This is a genomic window from Aquabacter sp. L1I39, assembly GCF_017742835.1.
Lineage (GTDB): Bacteria > Pseudomonadota > Alphaproteobacteria > Rhizobiales > Xanthobacteraceae > L1I39.
Map to the genome: position 1 here is coordinate 1164653 of NZ_CP072392.1, position 16011 is coordinate 1180663.

Below are 16011 nucleotides of genomic sequence, written 5' to 3' on the forward strand. Positions count from 1 at the left end.
TTATCGATATTTTGTTGTTCTATATTTTGGGGAAGGAAGCAAGCATGAAACTCGCCACCGCGGTCCACCAGGGCCTGGAGAAAGTGGCCGTCGTCCATGACGGCGATACGCGCCTGTTCGATCTGGCGGCGGCAGCGGCGCGGGGCGGCAACCCGACCCAGGCGTTTGCCTCCATGCTCGATCTGATCGACGGTGGCGAACGCGCCCTCGACCAGGCCCGCGCGGTGTTCGCCAAGCATGCGGGCGAGGAGGACCTCTCCTACGCCCTCACCGACGCCCGCCTCCTGGCGCCGCTGCCGGTGCCGCGCCAGATGCGCGACGGCATGTCCTTCCCCCAGCACATCCTCCAGTCGCCGCGCGGCAGCGCCGCCATGCAGGCGCGCCTCCAGGGGAACATGGCGGAGGCGGAGCGGATCGCGGCCGAGCCTTTGGGAGAGCTGCCCGAGGTCTATCGCAAGGTGCCCATCTACTACATCACCAACCGCTTCGCGGTGGGCGCGCCGGGCTCGACCGTGCAGTGGCCACGCTACAGCCAGGTGATGGACTATGAGCTGGAACTGGCCTGCATCACCTCGCGCAAGGGGTGCGACATTCCCGCCTCCCGCGCCCGCGAGCACATTTTCGGCTTCACCATTTTCAACGACTTCTCCGCCCGCGACATCCAGCGCGTGGAGATGGCCGGCCGCCTCGGCCCAGCCAAGGGCAAGAGCTTCAACGGCTCCAATGTCTTCGGGCCCTGGATCGTCACGACGGACGAGATCGGCGATCCCTATAGCCTGCGCATGCAGGCGCGGATCAACGGCGAGACCGTGTGCGACAACGTCTCCCGCGGCATGCTGTTCTCCTTCGAGGAGATCATCGCCCACATGACCCAGGACGAGACCATCATGGCCGGCGAGTTCATCGGCTCGGGGACGGTGGGTTTCGGCTGCGGGCTGGAGAATGGCCATCTGCTGAAGGATGGCGACCGGATCGAGCTGGAGATCGAGAAGATCGGCGTGCTGGCCAATAGCGTGAAGGTGCAGGAGGCCCGCGCAGCCGCCTGAGCACTGCCAACGGGCGTGGCGGCGCGGACGCCGCCACGCCCGGCATGATCAGTCGATGATGGCCACCGCGCGCGTCCAGCCAGCTGAGGCCCGCTCGATCTTCACCGGGAAGCAGGAGACGGTGAAGCCAGTGGACGGGAGCTGTTCCAGATCATGGAGCTTCTCGATATGGCAATAGCCGATATGGCGACCGGCCTTGTGCCCCTCCCAGATCAGGGCGGCGTTGCCCGTGTCCTTGTATTTGCGGGCGGTGTGGACGAAGGGGGCATCCCAGCTCCAGCCATCCGTGCCGGTGACGCGGACGCCGCGCTCCAACAGGTACATGGTGGCCTCGTAGCCCATGCCGCAGCCGGAGGCCACATAGTCCGCCTGCCCGAACTTGGCGCCGGCGGACGTGTTCACCAGCACGATGTTCAAAGGCTGCAATTCGTGGCCGATGCGCTTCAGCTCGGCCTCCACGTCGGCGGCGGTGACCACATAGCCGTCGGGGAAATGGCGGAAGTCCAGTTTCACGCCGGGCTGGAGGCACCAGTCGAGCGGGATTTCGTCGATGGTGGCGGAGCGCTCGCCCCGGTTCATGGTGGGGTGATAGTGCCAGGGGGCGTCAAGATGGGTGCCGTTATGGGTGGATAGGGTCACACGCTCCACCGCCCAGCCCTGTCCTTCCGGCAAATCCTCGGCCTTCAGACCGGGGAAGAAGGAGAGCATGCGGGCAAGATTGGCCTGATGATCCAAATATTCGATCACGGGATGACCACCCGGGGGATCAGCCGGAACATCATTTTGGAGGGGTATCGATATATCAATGAGACGACGCACCACTTTTTCCTCCAATCTACTATTATTATGCGACCCATACTAAATCCGAAGCACGGAAAATTCAATCCATTTTTGAATTTTTGTGTTTTACAACATGGATTAAGGTCGACCCAACCGCGCGCTGCGATGGACAGCGGTCGCCGCTTCCCATGCCAATCTGCTCGTTTTGGCGGGCTCGATGTTTGCTCTTGCCCTGCGACGGGCGGATCTGCGCGCAATTTGGCCTGTTGAAGCGGCCGCGCATGGGGTAGGTCTGCACCATAAGGCGCATGCAGCATGCTTCGGGCCATCGCCCGCAGCGGGAGAACAGCGCCGATCCGGCAAGGGGACCGGATTTTCCACAGGACCGGAGCGAAGGCGCGGAACGCGCGCCCGCCGGCCGCACTTGATGGGCCGGGGCTTGCCCCTTCACGACGCCGATGCCTTTCCCGCCGCGCCGATGGCTTTGCCGCCCGTCGCTCGCACCAGACCCGCACCGGGTGGGCCGCGCCCGCCCGCCCCAGAGGCCCAAATGTTGATCCACGCCGGCTATGAGATCGCCTATACCTGCCCCCAGCCGACGCCCATGATCCTGACGCTGAGCGTGCATCCCTCGCGGATCAACGATCTGGTCAGCCTTGACCGGGCGCATTTCGACCCGCCACTCGACGCCAACACCTATCACGACAGCTTCGGCAATTTCTGCCATGTCATCCAGGCCCCGGCTGGTCCGCTGACCATGCGCGCGGACTTCGTGATCCGCGACAGTGGCCTGCCCGACGACGTGGCCCCCGACGCGCCCCAGCATGCCCTCGGCGAGCTGCCGGTGGATGTGCTCATCTATCTGCTGGGCAGCCGCTATTGCGAGACCGACCGGCTGAGCCCCTTTGCCTGGTCCACCTTCGGCCATGTGGCCAAGGGTTGGCCGCTGGTGCAGGCCATCTGCGACTTCGTGCACGGCCACATCGTGTTCAACTATGCCCATGCCAGTCCGCTGAAGACCGCCTTCGATGCCTATACGAGCCGGCAGGGCGTCTGCCGCGACTTCGCGCACCTGGCCATTACGCTTTGCCGCTGCATGAACATTCCGGCACGCTACTGCACCGGCTATCTGGGCGATATCGGCGTGCCGCGGGACCCTGCGCCCATGGATTTCAGCGCCTGGTTCGAGGTCTATCTGGGCGATCGCTGGTACACGTTCGATGCCCGCCATAACAAACCGCGTATCGGCCGCATCCTCATGGCACGGGGACGCGACGCCACCGACGTGGCCATCGTGACCTCCTTCGGTCCGTCCACCTTGACGAACTTCAAGGTGGTCACGGACGAAAAATCCTGACCGACCCGGCGTCAAAACATGGGTACGGACGCAAAGCCGCGCCCATGCCGCCATTTTTGGAGAGAATGAGCGCCACACTCATCCATTTCGTGCTATATTGAATTCCATGAATGCAAAATTTGATACTTCCGGATGGGTCGAATTCATTGACGGCATCCGGACTCCCCGCGGGCGATTTCAGATCGTGCGCATCATGCCCTCCGATTCAGGCGAGCCGAAATATCGCGTGAAAGGCGAGAAGGAAGCGTTCGAGCGGATCGCCAGCGAGTCCGAATTGCGCCCTTGGTCGCAAATCTAGAGCGCGATGCGATTTCGTAAAACCGCGCCTTGCTATCAACACAATAACACACTAGGTTGGGTTTGTCTGAATTTGACGGCTGAATTTTCGGCGCGCCACAGCGCCTGACGATAACTCCCTTCAATTTCTAAACTATCATTCGCCCCGTCAGGCCGGGTCGAATACACATGCGCGATTGAAAGGAAGTCGTCATGAATTTCGGTACTGTCAAGTGGTTCAACGCCACCAAGGGTTTTGGTTTCATTCAGCCTGACAATGGCGGATCGGATGTGTTCGTTCATATCTCCGCCGTGGAGCGCGCTGGCATGGCCGGCCTTGCCGAAGGCCAGAAGCTTCAGTTCGACATCGTCCGGGACAACAAGTCCGGAAAGAGCTCGGCTGGAAACCTTCAGGTCGCTTGATTGATTGGTCCAGCGGACCACGGATGTACTGGCCGCCGGATAATCTGATCTGTGATCAGGAAAAGCCCCTCCTCCTTGAGGTGGGGCTTTTTGCTATCTGGCCACCGGCGCGTGGCGCCCGCGCGCCGCAGGATGCGGCACACGACCTGCCATGTATCCGAAAAGCGGAAACTTCGCCGTCTCCGCGCCATAACTTGCGCATGTTAAATTTTGATTTTCTGGATCATCACTTCCACTGACGTTACGGCGCATGATGTGGTAGGATGACAAATGACACCGACAACACCCCATCAGAAACAGCAGTCGAGCGCCGAAAATCGCCGCCAGCTGGAAGAGTCCGTCTCTCGCGCCATGGAGCGCTACAAGAGCGACTTCGAGGCCGTCCGCGCCAAGAGCGAGCGCCTGCGCATCGCCCGCGAAGCCCGCGACGATGCCAGCGCCCAGAAGGCGCCGGCCGATGCCGCCCCGGTCAAGAAGAAGCGTGCACGCAAGGCCTGAGTGAGGGCACGCTCTCCCGGCCGCCCGCTCCCGTGCGGTGCCGGCGCAGCGTCGCAACCGATACCCTGCCGACGTGCGAAGGGCGCAAGGTTGTCCCTCGCGCCCCGTCTCCATGAAGATCCGCTCAGGACCACCTCTTCGGCCCCCACCATGTGCGCTTGCGCGACCGCGTGAGCCTGGTTGCGCCCGTAACGGAGAAGTGCCTATGCCGCGGGCGCAGAGGCGCCCTCCGCCGCGGTCTCTTCCACCTCGCGCTTATGGGTCTGCCCCATCAGCACATATGCCGCTGGCACCACATAGAGAGTGAAGAGCGTGCCGATGGCGAGGCCGGTGGCGATGACGAGGCCCAGATTATAGCGGGACGCCGCGCCGGCGCCGGAGGCGAAGATTAGCGGCACCACGCCCAGCACCATGGCCGCCGTGGTCATCAGGATCGGCCGCAGCCGAAGCGTCGCGGCCGCCAGGATGGCCTCGCGCTTGGACTTGCCCTCCAATTGCAGTTCGTTCGCCACCTCCAGCATCAGGATGCCGTGCTTGCTGATGAGGCCCATCAAGGTGGTGAGGCCCACCTGCGTGTAGATGTTGATGCTCGCCCCGCCGATACCGAGGCTGATGAAGATCAGCGCTCCGGCCAGCGACATGGGCACGGAGAGCAGGATCACAACCGGGTCGCGGAAGCTGTTGAACAAGGCGGCCAGCGACAAGAAGATCACGATCAGGGCGAAGGCGAAGGTGGTGACGAAGCCGCCGCTCTCCTGCACGTATTGGCGTGAGGCGCCGCCAAAATCCAGCGTATAGCCCGGCGGCAGGGTGCGCTGGGCCAGATCCTTCAGCGCCGTGATGGCATCGCCCGTGGTGATGCCGGGCGCCACCACGCCGGCAATAGTGGCGGCATTGACCTGCTGGAAGTGGTTCAGCGATTCCGGCACCGTCTTGGTCTCGATCCGCGCCACCGTGGAGAGGGGAACCATGGTGCCGTCCGAGGTGCGGATATAATAATCAAGCACCTGATCCGTATTGAGGCGCGCCTCCTGCTGCACCTGGGGGATGACCTTGTAGGACCGCCCATCCAGGCTGAAATAATTCACATATCCGCCCCCCATGAGAGACGACAGCGCCCCGCCCACGTCACTCATGGACAATCCGAGCAGCGAGGTCTTCTCGCGGTCGATGACGATGGACGCCTGCGGCTGGTCGATCTTCAGATCATTGTTGAGGAAGATGAACAGCCCGGTGTCGAGGGCATCCTGGAGGAACTTGGCCGCCACCGCATTCAGCTTGTCGAAGCCGTCGGAGGTGCCGATGACGATCTGCATGGGCAGGCCGTTGGAGCCCGGCAGCGGGGAGGTCTGGAAGGCGACGATCTTCTGCCCCGCCACCTGGTTCAGCTCCTGCTGGATCATGGGCTGGAGCTGCTTGGTGGTGGCCTTGCGTTCGTCCCAGGGCTTCAGCACCCAGCCGGCGATGCTGGTGCTCGGCGCCTCCACCTGGAACACCGTCTCGGTCTCCGGGTGCTTGGCGAAGGTCTCATAGGTCGCCCTGTTGTAAAGCAGCTTCTGCTGCAGAGTCGCATTGGGCGCCGAGATGCTCTGGGCGAGGATGATCCCCTGGTCCTCTTCCGGCGCCAGCTCGCTCTGCGCCGTGCCATAGAGCCAATAGATGCTGGACAGCACCAGGCCCGCGAACACCGCGATGACCGGCAGATAATTCAGCGCGGAATCAAGCGAGCGGGAATAGGCGGCGGTCACCGCGCCCATCACCTTGTCCACCGCCAACACCATGCGCGATTCCAGGTCACCGCCCGCATGATCCACCGGCTTCAGCATGTGGGCCGACATCATCGGCGTAAGCGTCAGCGCCACAATGGCCGAGATGGTCACCGCCCCCACCAGCGTGAAGGCGAATTCGGTGAACAGCGCGCCGGTGAGCCCGCCCTGGAAGCCGATGGGCACATAGACGGCGATCAGCACCACCGTCATGGCGATGATGGGATTGGCCAGTTGCCGCGCCGCCGCGAACGCCGCCGCACGGGCGCTCATACCCTCCTCCATGTGGTGGTTGACGCTCTCCACCACGATGATGGCGTCATCCACCACCAGCCCGATGGCCAGCACCAAGGCGAGCAAGGTCAACAGGTTGATGCTGAAGCCGAAGGCCAGCATCATCAGGAAGGTGCCGATCAGCGACAGCGGGATGGCGATGACCGGGATCAGCACCGAGCGCCAGGACCCCAGGAACGCGAACACCACCAGCGTGACGATGGCCAGCGCCTCCACGAGGGTGTGGATCACCTCCTCGATGGAGGAATTCACGAAGGCCGAGGCATCATAGATGACGCCCATGGTCAGACCGGTGGGCAGCTGCGCCTCGATGCCCGGCAGCGCCGCCCGCACGCCGGCAATCACGTCCAGCAGGTTGGCGGAGGGGGCGATCTGGATGCCGATGTAAACGGACTCGCGGCCGCTGAACATGGTGGCCGAATCGTAGTCGTCTGACCCCAGGGTGACGTTGGCCACGTCCTTCAGCCGCACCACCGCGCCGTTCGCCTGCTTGACGATGAGGTTCTTGAACTCATCCACATTGTGCAGGCTGGTGGAGGCGGTGAGATTCACCTGCACCATCTGGCCCTTGGTGTTGCCGAGGCTGGCGATATAGTCGTTGTTGCTGAGCGCGGTGGAGACCTCGGAGGCGGTGACGCCATAGGCCGCGAGGCGGATGGGATCGAGCCAGGCGCGCATGGCGAAGGTCTTGCTGCCGAGCAACTCAGCCGTCTGCACGCCGGTCACGGCCTGCAGCTTGGGCTGCACCACGCGAATGAGGTAGTCGGTGATCTGGTTGGCAGCGATCGCATCGCTGCGGAAGCCAATATACATGGAATCGATGGTCTGCCCGACCTTCACGGTCAGCACCGGCTGCTGCGTGCCGGAGGGCAATTGGTTCAGCACCGAATTGACCTTGGTGTTGATCTCGGTCAGCGCCTTGCCGGTATCGTAGTTGAGCCGGAGGTTGACCGTGATGGTGCTGGTGCCGGTGGTGCTGGTGGAGGTCATGTAGTCAATGCCGTTCGCCTGGGCGATGGCATTTTCCAGCGGGGTCGTGATGAAGCCGGCCACCACGTCGGGATCTGCGCCGGGATAGGTCGTCGACACGGTGACGATGGCGTTCTGGGTGCGCGGATATTGCAGGATCGGCATGGAGCTCATGGCCCTGAGGCCGAGCACCAGGATGAGGAGGCTGACGACAATCGACAGCACGGGCCGGCGGATGAAGATATCGGTGAAGGATGACATGGCTGCCTCCGCTCACTTGTCGATGATGGAGGGTGAGGGATTGTCGGTGGGCAGCACAGTGTTGTTGATCTTCACCTGCGATCCGTTGTGCAGCTTCATCTGCCCGGCCACCACCACTTCGTCCCCAGCGGCAAGGCCGGAGGTGACGGCGATCTGATCGCCGCGCGTTTCGCCGGTCTTCACGAACACCTGGCGGACGGCAAGGCCCGTGGCCGAGCCCTCCTTCTTCTCCACCACGAAAGCGATGTCGCCATAGGGATTGGCGGTGATGGCGGTCTGAGGCACCGTCACGAGGGGGCTCGGCGAGCCGACCGACACTTCCACCGTGGCGAACATGCCGGGCACCAGCCGATGGTCATCGTTACGGAATTCAGCCCGCACCTGGACGTTGCGGGAGGTGGAATCCACCTTGGGGCTGATGGCCGTGATGGTGCCCTCGAAGGCCTGTCCCTGATAGGTGTCGACGCTCGCCTTCACGGTCTGGCCGGTGCGCACCTCGGCCAGCGCCTGCTGGGGCAGATAGAAGTCGATGAAGATGGGGTTCAGCGACTGGAGGGTGACCACCGCCGTGCCTGCGCTGACATATTGGCCGAGATCCACGGAACGGATACCGAGCCGGCCGGAAAAGGGCGCGGTCAGGGTCTTCTTGTCCACCACCGCCTGCTGCTCGGCCACCTGGGCGAGCGCCTTCTTCAGGTTGGCGGTGTCGCTGTCGATGGTGGCCTGGCTGACCGCGTGGATCTTCAACTGCTCCTGGTCACGGTTGAGGATGATGGCGCTCACATTTGCGGTCGCCTTCAGCGCCTCGAGGTTCGCCAGTTCCTGCTCGTTACGCAGTTGAAGCAGGACTTGGCCCTCCTTCACCTCGTCGCCTGACTTGAAATTGAGCGCGGCGACGATGCCGGAGCTTTCCAGCGAGAGGTCTGCGCCCGCCTCCGCCCGCACGCTGCCCACCGCCTTGATGGTATCTTGCCAGGGCGTGACCGCCGCGGGCATGGTGGCCACCGTCTGCGGGGGGTCCTTCAGCGAGGCCAGCGCCTGCTTAATCATGGTCGCCTTGAACGTCTGGAAGCCGTAAAGCCCGCCGAAAATCAGGCCGACGGCGACCAACATCAGGATCATCCGCTTCTTCATGTGTCGTCTCTCATCGCAGGTGCGAGCGGGCCGTGGGGCGCCGGCGGTTCAGTGATCCTGGAAGTAGCCCGCGTGGGTGCGGGGCGTTGACTGGGCGGTCTGGTCCACGCGGTTCCACCACCCCCCGCCCAGCGCCTGGAACAGGGCCGCCGTGTCGGAGAAGCGCAGCGCCTGCGCCTTCACGCGGGCGATGACCGCCTGCTGGTAGTTCTGCTCGGAGGTGAGCACCGAGGGATAGGTGACAGCGCCGGCCAGATACTGGGTGCGCGAGATCTTCACGCTCTCCTGCGCGGCCCGCTCATAGGCCAGTTGCGCCTTCAGCGTGTCGGCATCCGTCTGGATGGCGCGCAGCGCATCGGCCACGTCCTTGAAGGCGGAGATGACGGTGCTCTTATATTGCGCGAAAGCCTGCTCGCGGCTGGCGATGGCGGATTCCTTGTCGTGGAACAACGTGCCGCCGTCGAACACCGTCTGCGCAGCGCTGGCGGCGATGCTCCAGGCGGCGGTGCCGGGATTGAAGAGGCTGTCGGGGGTGAGGCCCGCGCGCCCATAGCTGCCTGAAAGCTGGATCTGCGGGAGCATGTTCGCCACATTCACGCCGACCGTGGCGGTGGCCTTGTGCAGACTCGCCTCCGCCGAAGCGATGTCCGGCCGCTGCCGCACCAGGGCCGAGGGCAGGCTCACAGGGAGGTCGCGGGGCAAGGTGAGGCTGGCGAGCGTCACATGCTCGCCACGATCCTCGCTGGGCAGGCGACCCAGATAGGCCATGAGCTGGTTGCGCTGCTGGGCCAGTTGCTTCTGCAGCGGCGGCAAGGTGGCCTGCGTCTGGGCGAGATTGGACTGCTGGGAGAGCACGTCGGACTGCGTCACCGCGCCCAGCTCGAACTGGCGCTTGACCAGCGTCAGCTGTTCCTCCTCGGACTTGATGATGTCGTTGGTGGCATCGATCTGCGCCCGCAGGGACGCATCGGTTATGGCCGCGGTCACCACATTGGCGGTGAGGCTGAGATAGGTAGCTTCCAGCTGGTAGCGCTGATACTCGGCCTGCGCCTGCAAGGCCTCCACCTGGCGGCGGGTGCCCCCCCAAGCGTCGAGCGCATAGGTGACGCTGACCGAGGCGTTGTAGAGATTGTAGGGGCTGGTATTGCCGCTCTCGCCCTGGCTCGCGAGGGAGGAGACCTGACGGCTCGGGCTGCCGCTGGCCGAGACCTGGGGAAAGAGGGCCCCCTCCTCCGCCAGCGCATTCTCCCGCGCCGCGCGCAAGGCCGCCTGGGCGGCCGCGATGTCCGGGTGGTTGCGGACGGCCTCTTCCACGAAGGCGTTGATCTGCTTGTTGCGGAACACCCTCCACCATTCGCCGGGCAGGTCGCGGCCCTGTTGGAACGCCTGACTGGCACCACCATGCACGTCCGCCGAGGCGGTGGCCTGGGGCGGACCACCGGGGAGATAGCCGTTCACCCGCGGCGCGTCGGGAGCCACGAAGTCGGGGCCCACCATGCACCCGCTCAAGAGGAGCAGCGTGGAAAGCATGAGACCGCCCCTCAGCCAGGAGGGCCCCAAAGAGAGCGGGCGGTGATGGCAGTGAATCGATGGCACTGGCGGCATCCAATCTGAACCGAACCGTACAGTTCAGCCATTGGTTAAGCTGCGCCATTGAAGGAGTCAAGATGGACCGAACTGTTCAGTTTTGATAAAGATCGCCCCATGAGTGACCTCGACCCGACTCTCCCGCCGCCCACCGCGCTTGAGGAGCTGCGCCCCAAGGCGCGCGAAGCGCTGCTGGCGGCGCGCGCCGTTTTCCTGGAAGAAGGGTATGACGGCGCCAAGATGGACACGATCGCGCGCGTCGCATCCTTGTCCAAGGCGACGCTCTATGCCCATTTCGCCAGCAAGAGCGATCTCTTCGAGGCGTTGATCCGGCACGAATGCCGCGCGGTGAATGCCAGCCTTTACAGGCCCGATCCGGGCAACCCCAGAATGACCGATGAACTGCGGAAGGTGGCTGCCAATTATCGCCAGATCTTCATCCACAAGGCCGGCATCGAACTCTATCGGATCCTCGTTCCCGTGGCGCCCCGCTTCCCCCGCCTCGCCCGCACCTTCTATGCCGAGGGTCCATCAGCCACGATCCGGCAATTGGCTGATTATCTCGGCGTGTTGCGCGACACCGGCCGACTGCGCCTGCCCGATGCGGACCTGGCCGCGCGCCAGTTTCTCGCGCTGGTGACCGAAGACATCAAGCTCAATGGCGCGCTGGGCCTGCCCGCGGCCAGCGCCCGCCAGACCGAGAAGATCATCACCAGCGGCATTGCCATGTTCGTGAGCGTCTATGCCGTCGCACAGCAGGACGAGAGAGTCACGGTGGACTGATCGCAGGGGAGAGGAGCGACACCCAGGCCGATCCCCGGCCGGAAGAGCCTTTCAGGGGACCGGCCCGCTGGTCCCTCGCACCTCTGGGAGTGGGCGATCCATGGCAAAGCGTGGCCCAAGATCGCAATGGCTGCTCCCATCGCCGCGCGTCGGGAAAGGCCACAGACCGGAACTCGCGTCGCCTCTCCGCGTTGGTTCTCGACACGCCTCATGGCCCTCTGCAACCCGGAGCCTGAAATGGATGTAACGCCGACCGCCGTCACCTGGGAAACGCCTGTTCTGGTGGAGACCCCGGTGGGCATGGAAGTGACAAGTTACGCCTCCGCGGAGATCGCCCGCGACGAGGACGACTAAGGAGCAAGCATGCGCGTCCTCCTGCTGGGGTCCGCCGCCGGAGGGGGCGTGCCGCAGTGGAACTGCCGATGCACGGTGTGCGAGCTGGCCCGCGCGGGGGACCCCCGCGTGCGCCCGCGCACCCAATGCGGCTTTGCGGTCAGCGCCGATGGCACAGACTGGGTGCTCGTGAACGCTTCTCCAGATCTGCGGCAGCAATTGCTTGCCGCGCCGGCACTCGCGCCCACCGGCTTAGTCCGCTCCTCTCCCATCCGCGGGGTGGTCCTGACCAATGGCGAACTGGACCATGTGGTCGGATTGCTCTGCCTGCGCGAGCGTCACTCGTTTGCCCTCTACGCCACCGCCGAAACCCATGCCGCGCTCGATGCCAACCCCATATTCGAGGCGCTCGGCAGGGACGTGGTGACGCGGGTCACGATGTCGGAGGGCGCGCCGATGGAGATCTCTGGATTGACGGTGGAGGCAATGGCCGTTGCGGGAAAGGTGCCGCTCTATCTTGAGGGCAAGACGCAGGCGCCCGCCAGTGCCGTCGCCCTCCACATCCGCCATGCCGGACGGGTCTGTGTAATCGCGCCCAACTGCGCCGCCGTCACCCATGAGCTTCGAGCCGCATGCGATAGGGCCGACCTTTTTTTCTTCGACGGCACCACCTTCACCGATGACGAGATGATCCACTCCGGCCTGTCTGAGAAAAGCGCCGGCCGCATGGGGCATGTTGCCATGGACGGTCCGCGGGGTTCTCTCGCGGCATTCCGTGGGCTCGATATCGGCCGGCGGGTCTATGTCCATATCAACAACAGCAATCCGGTGCTGATTGAGGATAGCCCCGAAAACCGCCAGGTCCGCGCCGCCGGCTGGGAGGTCGGTCACGATGGGATGGAGTTCGCGACATGAACCGGGCGGACTTCGAGGCGGCGCTGCGCGGCATTGGCGCGGAGCGTTATCACAATCTCCATCCGTTCCATCAGCGCCTGCATTCCGGCGCGTGCAGCAAGGCGCAAGTGCAGGCCTGGGCGCTCAACCGCTATTTCTACCAGTCCCGCCTGCCGCTTAAGGACGCCGCCATCCTCGGGCAGATGGACGAACCGGCCCTCCGCCGGGAATGGCGCCAGCGCATCTGCGACCATGACGGCACGGCGGCGGACCCCGGCGGCATCTCCCGCTGGCTGGCATTGACGGATGCCCTCGGGCTCGACCGTGACCTTGTCACGTCCACGCGCGCCATCCTTCCCATCACGCGTTTCGCGGTGGAGGCCTATGTCTCGTTCTGCCGGACGCGTCCGCTTCTGGAGGTCATCGCCTCATCCCTGACCGAGCTGTTTTCGCCCGCCATCATCGAGGAGCGGATGGCGGGCATGTTGCGCCATTACGACTTCGTGGATGCACGCGCACTGGCCTATTTTTCGGCCCGGCCGCCGCAGGCGAGCCGCGATGTGGCCTTCGCGCTGGGCTATGTGCTGGAGCACGCCACCTGCGACGCCCGCCAGGATGCCGCGCTCGCGGCCCTGCGCTTCAAGACCGATATCCTGTGGGCCCAACTCGACGCGCTGTGGCTCGCTTATGTGGAGTACAGGGCGCCCCCCGGGACGTGGCAGCCATGCCCGTAGCGCTCTTACCGGCCACACGCCCACGCCTGCCGCGCGGGGTGCGCCTGCGCCGGGACGCCAGCCGGGGATGGCTACTCCTGGCACCGGAGACGGTGTTCGAGGCCAATCACAGCGCGGCTGAGATCCTGGCGCTCTGCGACGGCCAGCATACCCTCGCCGAGGTGGTGGATGCCCTCGCCCCCCGCCATGGCGGCAATCGCGCGCGCATCCGGGAGGACGCGGAACGGCTGATTGGCGCCCTGCATCAGAAGCGGCTTTTGGACCTGTGAGCGCCATCGCCCCTCCCCTCGGCCTCCTGGCTGAGCTGACCCATCGCTGCCCCCTGGGCTGCCCCTATTGCTCCAACCCGCAAGCGCTCACGCCCAAAGCGGACGAACTCGACACCGAGGCTTGGTGCCGGGTGCTCGGCGAGGCCGCGGATCTGGGGGTGATTCACGTCCACCTGTCCGGAGGCGAACCTGCGGCACGTCCCGACCTCGTCCCTCTCATTTCACAGTGCACGCGCCTCGGCCTCTATTCCAACCTCATCACCTCGGCGGTGGGGCTCACCGCCGCGCGCGTTGCGCAGCTCTCCGATGCCGGGCTCGACCATGTGCAGATTTCCGTACAGGCTGCTGATGCGGCACGGGCGGACGCCATTGCCGGCTATGACGGCGCCTTCGCCCGCAAGCGCGAGATCGCCGCGCATGTGGTGGCGGCCGGCCTGCCTCTCACAGTCAATGCCGTGCTGCATCGCGCCAATCTCGACCAGATGGAGGGGCTAATCACCCTGGCGGTGGAGATGGGGGCGCGCCGCGTGGAACTGGCCCATGCCCAGTATTATGGCTGGGCACTGCTCAACCGGCCCGCGCTCCAGGCCGAAGCCGGCGCGGCGGGGGATGCCATTGCCATTGCCGAAACCCTGCGGGAGCGCTTTGCCGGGGTAATCGTGGTGGACCATGTGCTGCCCGACTATCATGCCACCTATCCCAAGGCGTGCATGGGCGGATGGGGGCGCCGGATCCTGAACATCACCCCGTCCGGCAGGGCCCTCCCCTGCCATGCGGCGGAAACCTTACCCGGGCTGGACTTCTGGTCGGTCACCGATCATTCCCTGTCCGACATCTGGCACCATTCTCCCGCCTTCAACGCGTTTCGCGGCACGCACTGGATGGAGGAGCCCTGCCGATCCTGTCCCAGAAAGGAGGTGGATTTCGGCGGCTGCCGGTGCCAGGCCATGGCCCTTTCCGGGCGCCCGCAGGCCACCGACCCGGTCTGCCGCTACGCGCCCGACCGCGCGAAGGTGGATGCGGCCCTTGCGCGTGAAGCCGGGCAGGCGCCCGCCCCCTACCGCTTCCGAAGGTGATGCGGCGGGGAAGACGGCGGTCAGCGATGCAATGGGGGGACGTCCGCACGGCGGGCACGGACACGGTCAATCTCGCTCGCCCGGTCCCTCGCCACTGAGCTTGCCTTCCTCCAGGGCAGTCTTGCGCACCACCCAGCCAAGGGTGAGGCCCTGCACCAGGATGGTGAACAGGACCACCGCATAGGTAGCCGCCAGGAGTGGCGCGCGCGCCGGCGTGCCGGTCAGAGACAGGGCGAGCGCCACCGAGATGCCCCCGCGCACACCGCCCCAGGTGAGCACGTAAAGGGTACCCCGGGCAAAGGTCTGCCAGCGGGCCAGCAGTGAAATGGAGATGGCAACCGATATGAACCGGCCCGCCAGAACCAGGGGAACGGCGAGGAGCCCCACCCACGCCATGGCCGGGTTGAAGCGCAGCACCAGCACCTCCAGCCCGATCAGCAAGAACAGGACCGCATTGAGAATGTCATCGATCAGCGTCCAGAAGCCGAAAACATAACGTTTCGTGCGGTCGCTCATGGCATAGGCGACGCCGCGATTGCCGATGAGTACGCCGGCCACCACCACTGCGATCGGCCCGCTCATGTGAAAAGCATCGGCCAGGGCATAGGTGGAGGTGACGAGGGCCAGTGAGATCATCACCTCGATCGAATAGTCGTCGATGGCGCGCATGGCCCGGTAAGCCACATAGCCGGTGGCAAGGCCGAGGAGCGCCCCGCCGCCCGCCTCCAGCACCAGCAGACGCAGGATGTGATAAAGGTTCGAGGCCGCCTCGCTGCCGCTCGCCATCTGTAGGGTGATGGTGAAGAGAACGACAGCGATGCCGTCATTGAAGAGCGCCTCGCCGCTCATGTCGGTCTCCAGCTTGACGGGAACATTGACCGACCGCAGCGTCGAGAGGACCGCGACCGGATCGGTCGGGGCGATGAGCGCGCCGAAGACGAGCGACCAGGCAAAGCTGACGGGCACGCCGAGCGCCGCGGTGCCGAGCCACAGGCCGGTGGCGATGATGAGGGTGGACAGGCCGACCCCGAGCGTCGCGAAGGCACCCACCACCAGCGCGCGACGGCGCAGGCGGCCGAAATCCACATGCAGAGCTCCCGCAAACAGCAGGAAGGCGAGCATGCCGTGCATCACCGCTTCGTAGAAGTCGATCTGCTGGAAACTTTCGGCCAGGGTCGCGTAGAGGGGAGTATCGGGGAACACGATCTCGATGGCGATCAGCAACAGCGATGCCCCGAGCCCCATCACCAGCAGGCCGATATTGTCCGGCAGCCGGAGCACCTGGTGGTTGAGCCATGCGAACGTCGCGGTCACGGTGAGAAGGCCGGCCAGGAGCTCAAACAATGAAAGCATGGGTCTGTCCCCGCGCCCGCCTGCGCTTCGTCAGCCTGGGGCCAATCCAGCGCGCTGCGCCTCCCTCACCATCGCGCCGCGCCACCTGGCGCGGCGACGCCCCGTCCAACGTCTGGAAAGCATCAACGTCACCCGGGGCTCATCGCGCCGCCCTCGCGCGATGAGCCCCGGGGCCAAC

General features: G+C 64.8%; 15 protein-coding genes. 10 read left to right on the forward strand and 5 right to left on the reverse strand.

All coding sequences use genetic code 11. The features are described 5' to 3' along the window. Positions 1 to 44 precede the first annotated feature (44 nt). Entirely contained in the window at positions 45 to 1046 is a 1002-nt protein-coding gene (locus J5J86_RS05140) for a fumarylacetoacetate hydrolase family protein (RefSeq protein ID WP_209103809.1), read from the forward strand. 48 nt (positions 1047 to 1094) lie between these two features. On the opposite strand, the gene J5J86_RS05145 is transcribed toward J5J86_RS05140, so the two are convergent. Next, positions 1095 to 1868 carry a cyclase family protein gene (locus J5J86_RS05145; RefSeq protein WP_209103810.1) on the reverse strand — a complete coding sequence of 258 codons (774 nt, stop codon included), beginning with the start codon at positions 1866 to 1868 and terminating at the stop codon, positions 1095 to 1097. A gap of 508 nt (positions 1869 to 2376) precedes the next feature. Between J5J86_RS05145 and J5J86_RS05150 the strand changes: the two genes are divergently transcribed. The 3 genes from J5J86_RS05150 (at position 2377) to J5J86_RS05160 (ending at position 4380) form a co-directional block, all read left to right on the forward strand. Next, positions 2377 to 3183 (forward strand): transglutaminase-like domain-containing protein, encoded by an 807-nt coding sequence (locus J5J86_RS05150; RefSeq protein WP_209103811.1) that lies wholly within the window; start codon positions 2377 to 2379, stop codon positions 3181 to 3183. A 489-nt stretch (positions 3184 to 3672) separates the two neighbouring features. Then, complete coding sequence (locus J5J86_RS05155; protein WP_209103812.1) at positions 3673 to 3882, forward strand: cold-shock protein; 210 nt, start codon at positions 3673 to 3675, stop codon at positions 3880 to 3882. A 270-nt stretch (positions 3883 to 4152) separates the two neighbouring features. Beyond that, entirely contained in the window at positions 4153 to 4380 is a 228-nt protein-coding gene (locus tag J5J86_RS05160; RefSeq protein WP_209103813.1) for a hypothetical protein, read from the forward strand. Between the two features lie 203 nt (positions 4381 to 4583). On the opposite strand, the gene J5J86_RS05165 is transcribed toward J5J86_RS05160, so the two are convergent. Genes J5J86_RS05165 through J5J86_RS05175 form a run of 3 tightly spaced genes read right to left on the reverse strand, consistent with a single transcriptional unit; the run spans position 4584 to position 10334 of the window. Beyond that, a complete protein-coding gene (locus J5J86_RS05165) occupies positions 4584 to 7670 on the reverse strand; it encodes an efflux RND transporter permease subunit (RefSeq protein ID WP_209103814.1) in 3087 nt (1028 codons plus the stop codon). Positions 7671 to 7682: 12 nt separating this feature from the next. After that, entirely contained in the window at positions 7683 to 8804 is a 1122-nt protein-coding gene (locus J5J86_RS05170) for an efflux RND transporter periplasmic adaptor subunit (protein ID WP_209103815.1), read from the reverse strand. 48 nt (positions 8805 to 8852) lie between these two features. Continuing rightward, entirely contained in the window at positions 8853 to 10334 is a 1482-nt protein-coding gene (locus tag J5J86_RS05175; RefSeq protein WP_247658062.1) for an efflux transporter outer membrane subunit, read from the reverse strand. A 174-nt stretch (positions 10335 to 10508) separates the two neighbouring features. Between J5J86_RS05175 and J5J86_RS05180 the strand changes: the two genes are divergently transcribed. The 6 genes from J5J86_RS05180 (at position 10509) to pqqE (ending at position 14480) form a co-directional block, all read left to right on the forward strand. Next, on the forward strand, positions 10509 to 11174 hold the full coding sequence (locus tag J5J86_RS05180) for a TetR/AcrR family transcriptional regulator (RefSeq protein WP_209103817.1): 666 nt from the start codon (positions 10509 to 10511) through the stop codon (positions 11172 to 11174). A 237-nt stretch (positions 11175 to 11411) separates the two neighbouring features. Further along, positions 11412 to 11528 (forward strand): pyrroloquinoline quinone precursor peptide PqqA, encoded by a 117-nt coding sequence (gene pqqA, locus J5J86_RS05185; RefSeq protein ID WP_209103818.1) that lies wholly within the window; start codon positions 11412 to 11414, stop codon positions 11526 to 11528. Positions 11529 to 11537: 9 nt separating this feature from the next. Continuing rightward, positions 11538 to 12422: a pyrroloquinoline quinone biosynthesis protein PqqB gene (pqqB, locus tag J5J86_RS05190; RefSeq protein ID WP_209103819.1), complete on the forward strand. Its 885-nt coding sequence runs from the start codon at positions 11538 to 11540 to the stop codon at positions 12420 to 12422. Beyond that, positions 12419 to 13135 carry a pyrroloquinoline-quinone synthase PqqC gene (gene pqqC / locus J5J86_RS05195; protein WP_209103820.1) on the forward strand — a complete coding sequence of 239 codons (717 nt, stop codon included), beginning with the start codon at positions 12419 to 12421 and terminating at the stop codon, positions 13133 to 13135. Before pqqB ends, pqqC begins: the two co-directional genes overlap by 4 nt. Beyond that, positions 13126 to 13404 carry a pyrroloquinoline quinone biosynthesis peptide chaperone PqqD gene (gene pqqD, locus J5J86_RS05200; RefSeq protein WP_209103821.1) on the forward strand — a complete coding sequence of 93 codons (279 nt, stop codon included), beginning with the start codon at positions 13126 to 13128 and terminating at the stop codon, positions 13402 to 13404. The genes pqqC and pqqD overlap by 10 nt, the downstream gene beginning before the upstream one ends. Continuing rightward, positions 13401 to 14480, forward strand: coding sequence for a pyrroloquinoline quinone biosynthesis protein PqqE (gene pqqE, locus J5J86_RS05205; protein WP_209103822.1), 1080 nt, complete (start codon positions 13401 to 13403; stop codon positions 14478 to 14480). The genes pqqD and pqqE overlap by 4 nt, the downstream gene beginning before the upstream one ends. Before the next feature lie 66 nt (positions 14481 to 14546). On the opposite strand, the gene J5J86_RS05210 is transcribed toward pqqE, so the two are convergent. Beyond that, positions 14547 to 15833: a cation:proton antiporter gene (locus tag J5J86_RS05210; protein ID WP_209103823.1), complete on the reverse strand. Its 1287-nt coding sequence runs from the start codon at positions 15831 to 15833 to the stop codon at positions 14547 to 14549. Positions 15834 to 16011 lie beyond the last annotated feature (178 nt).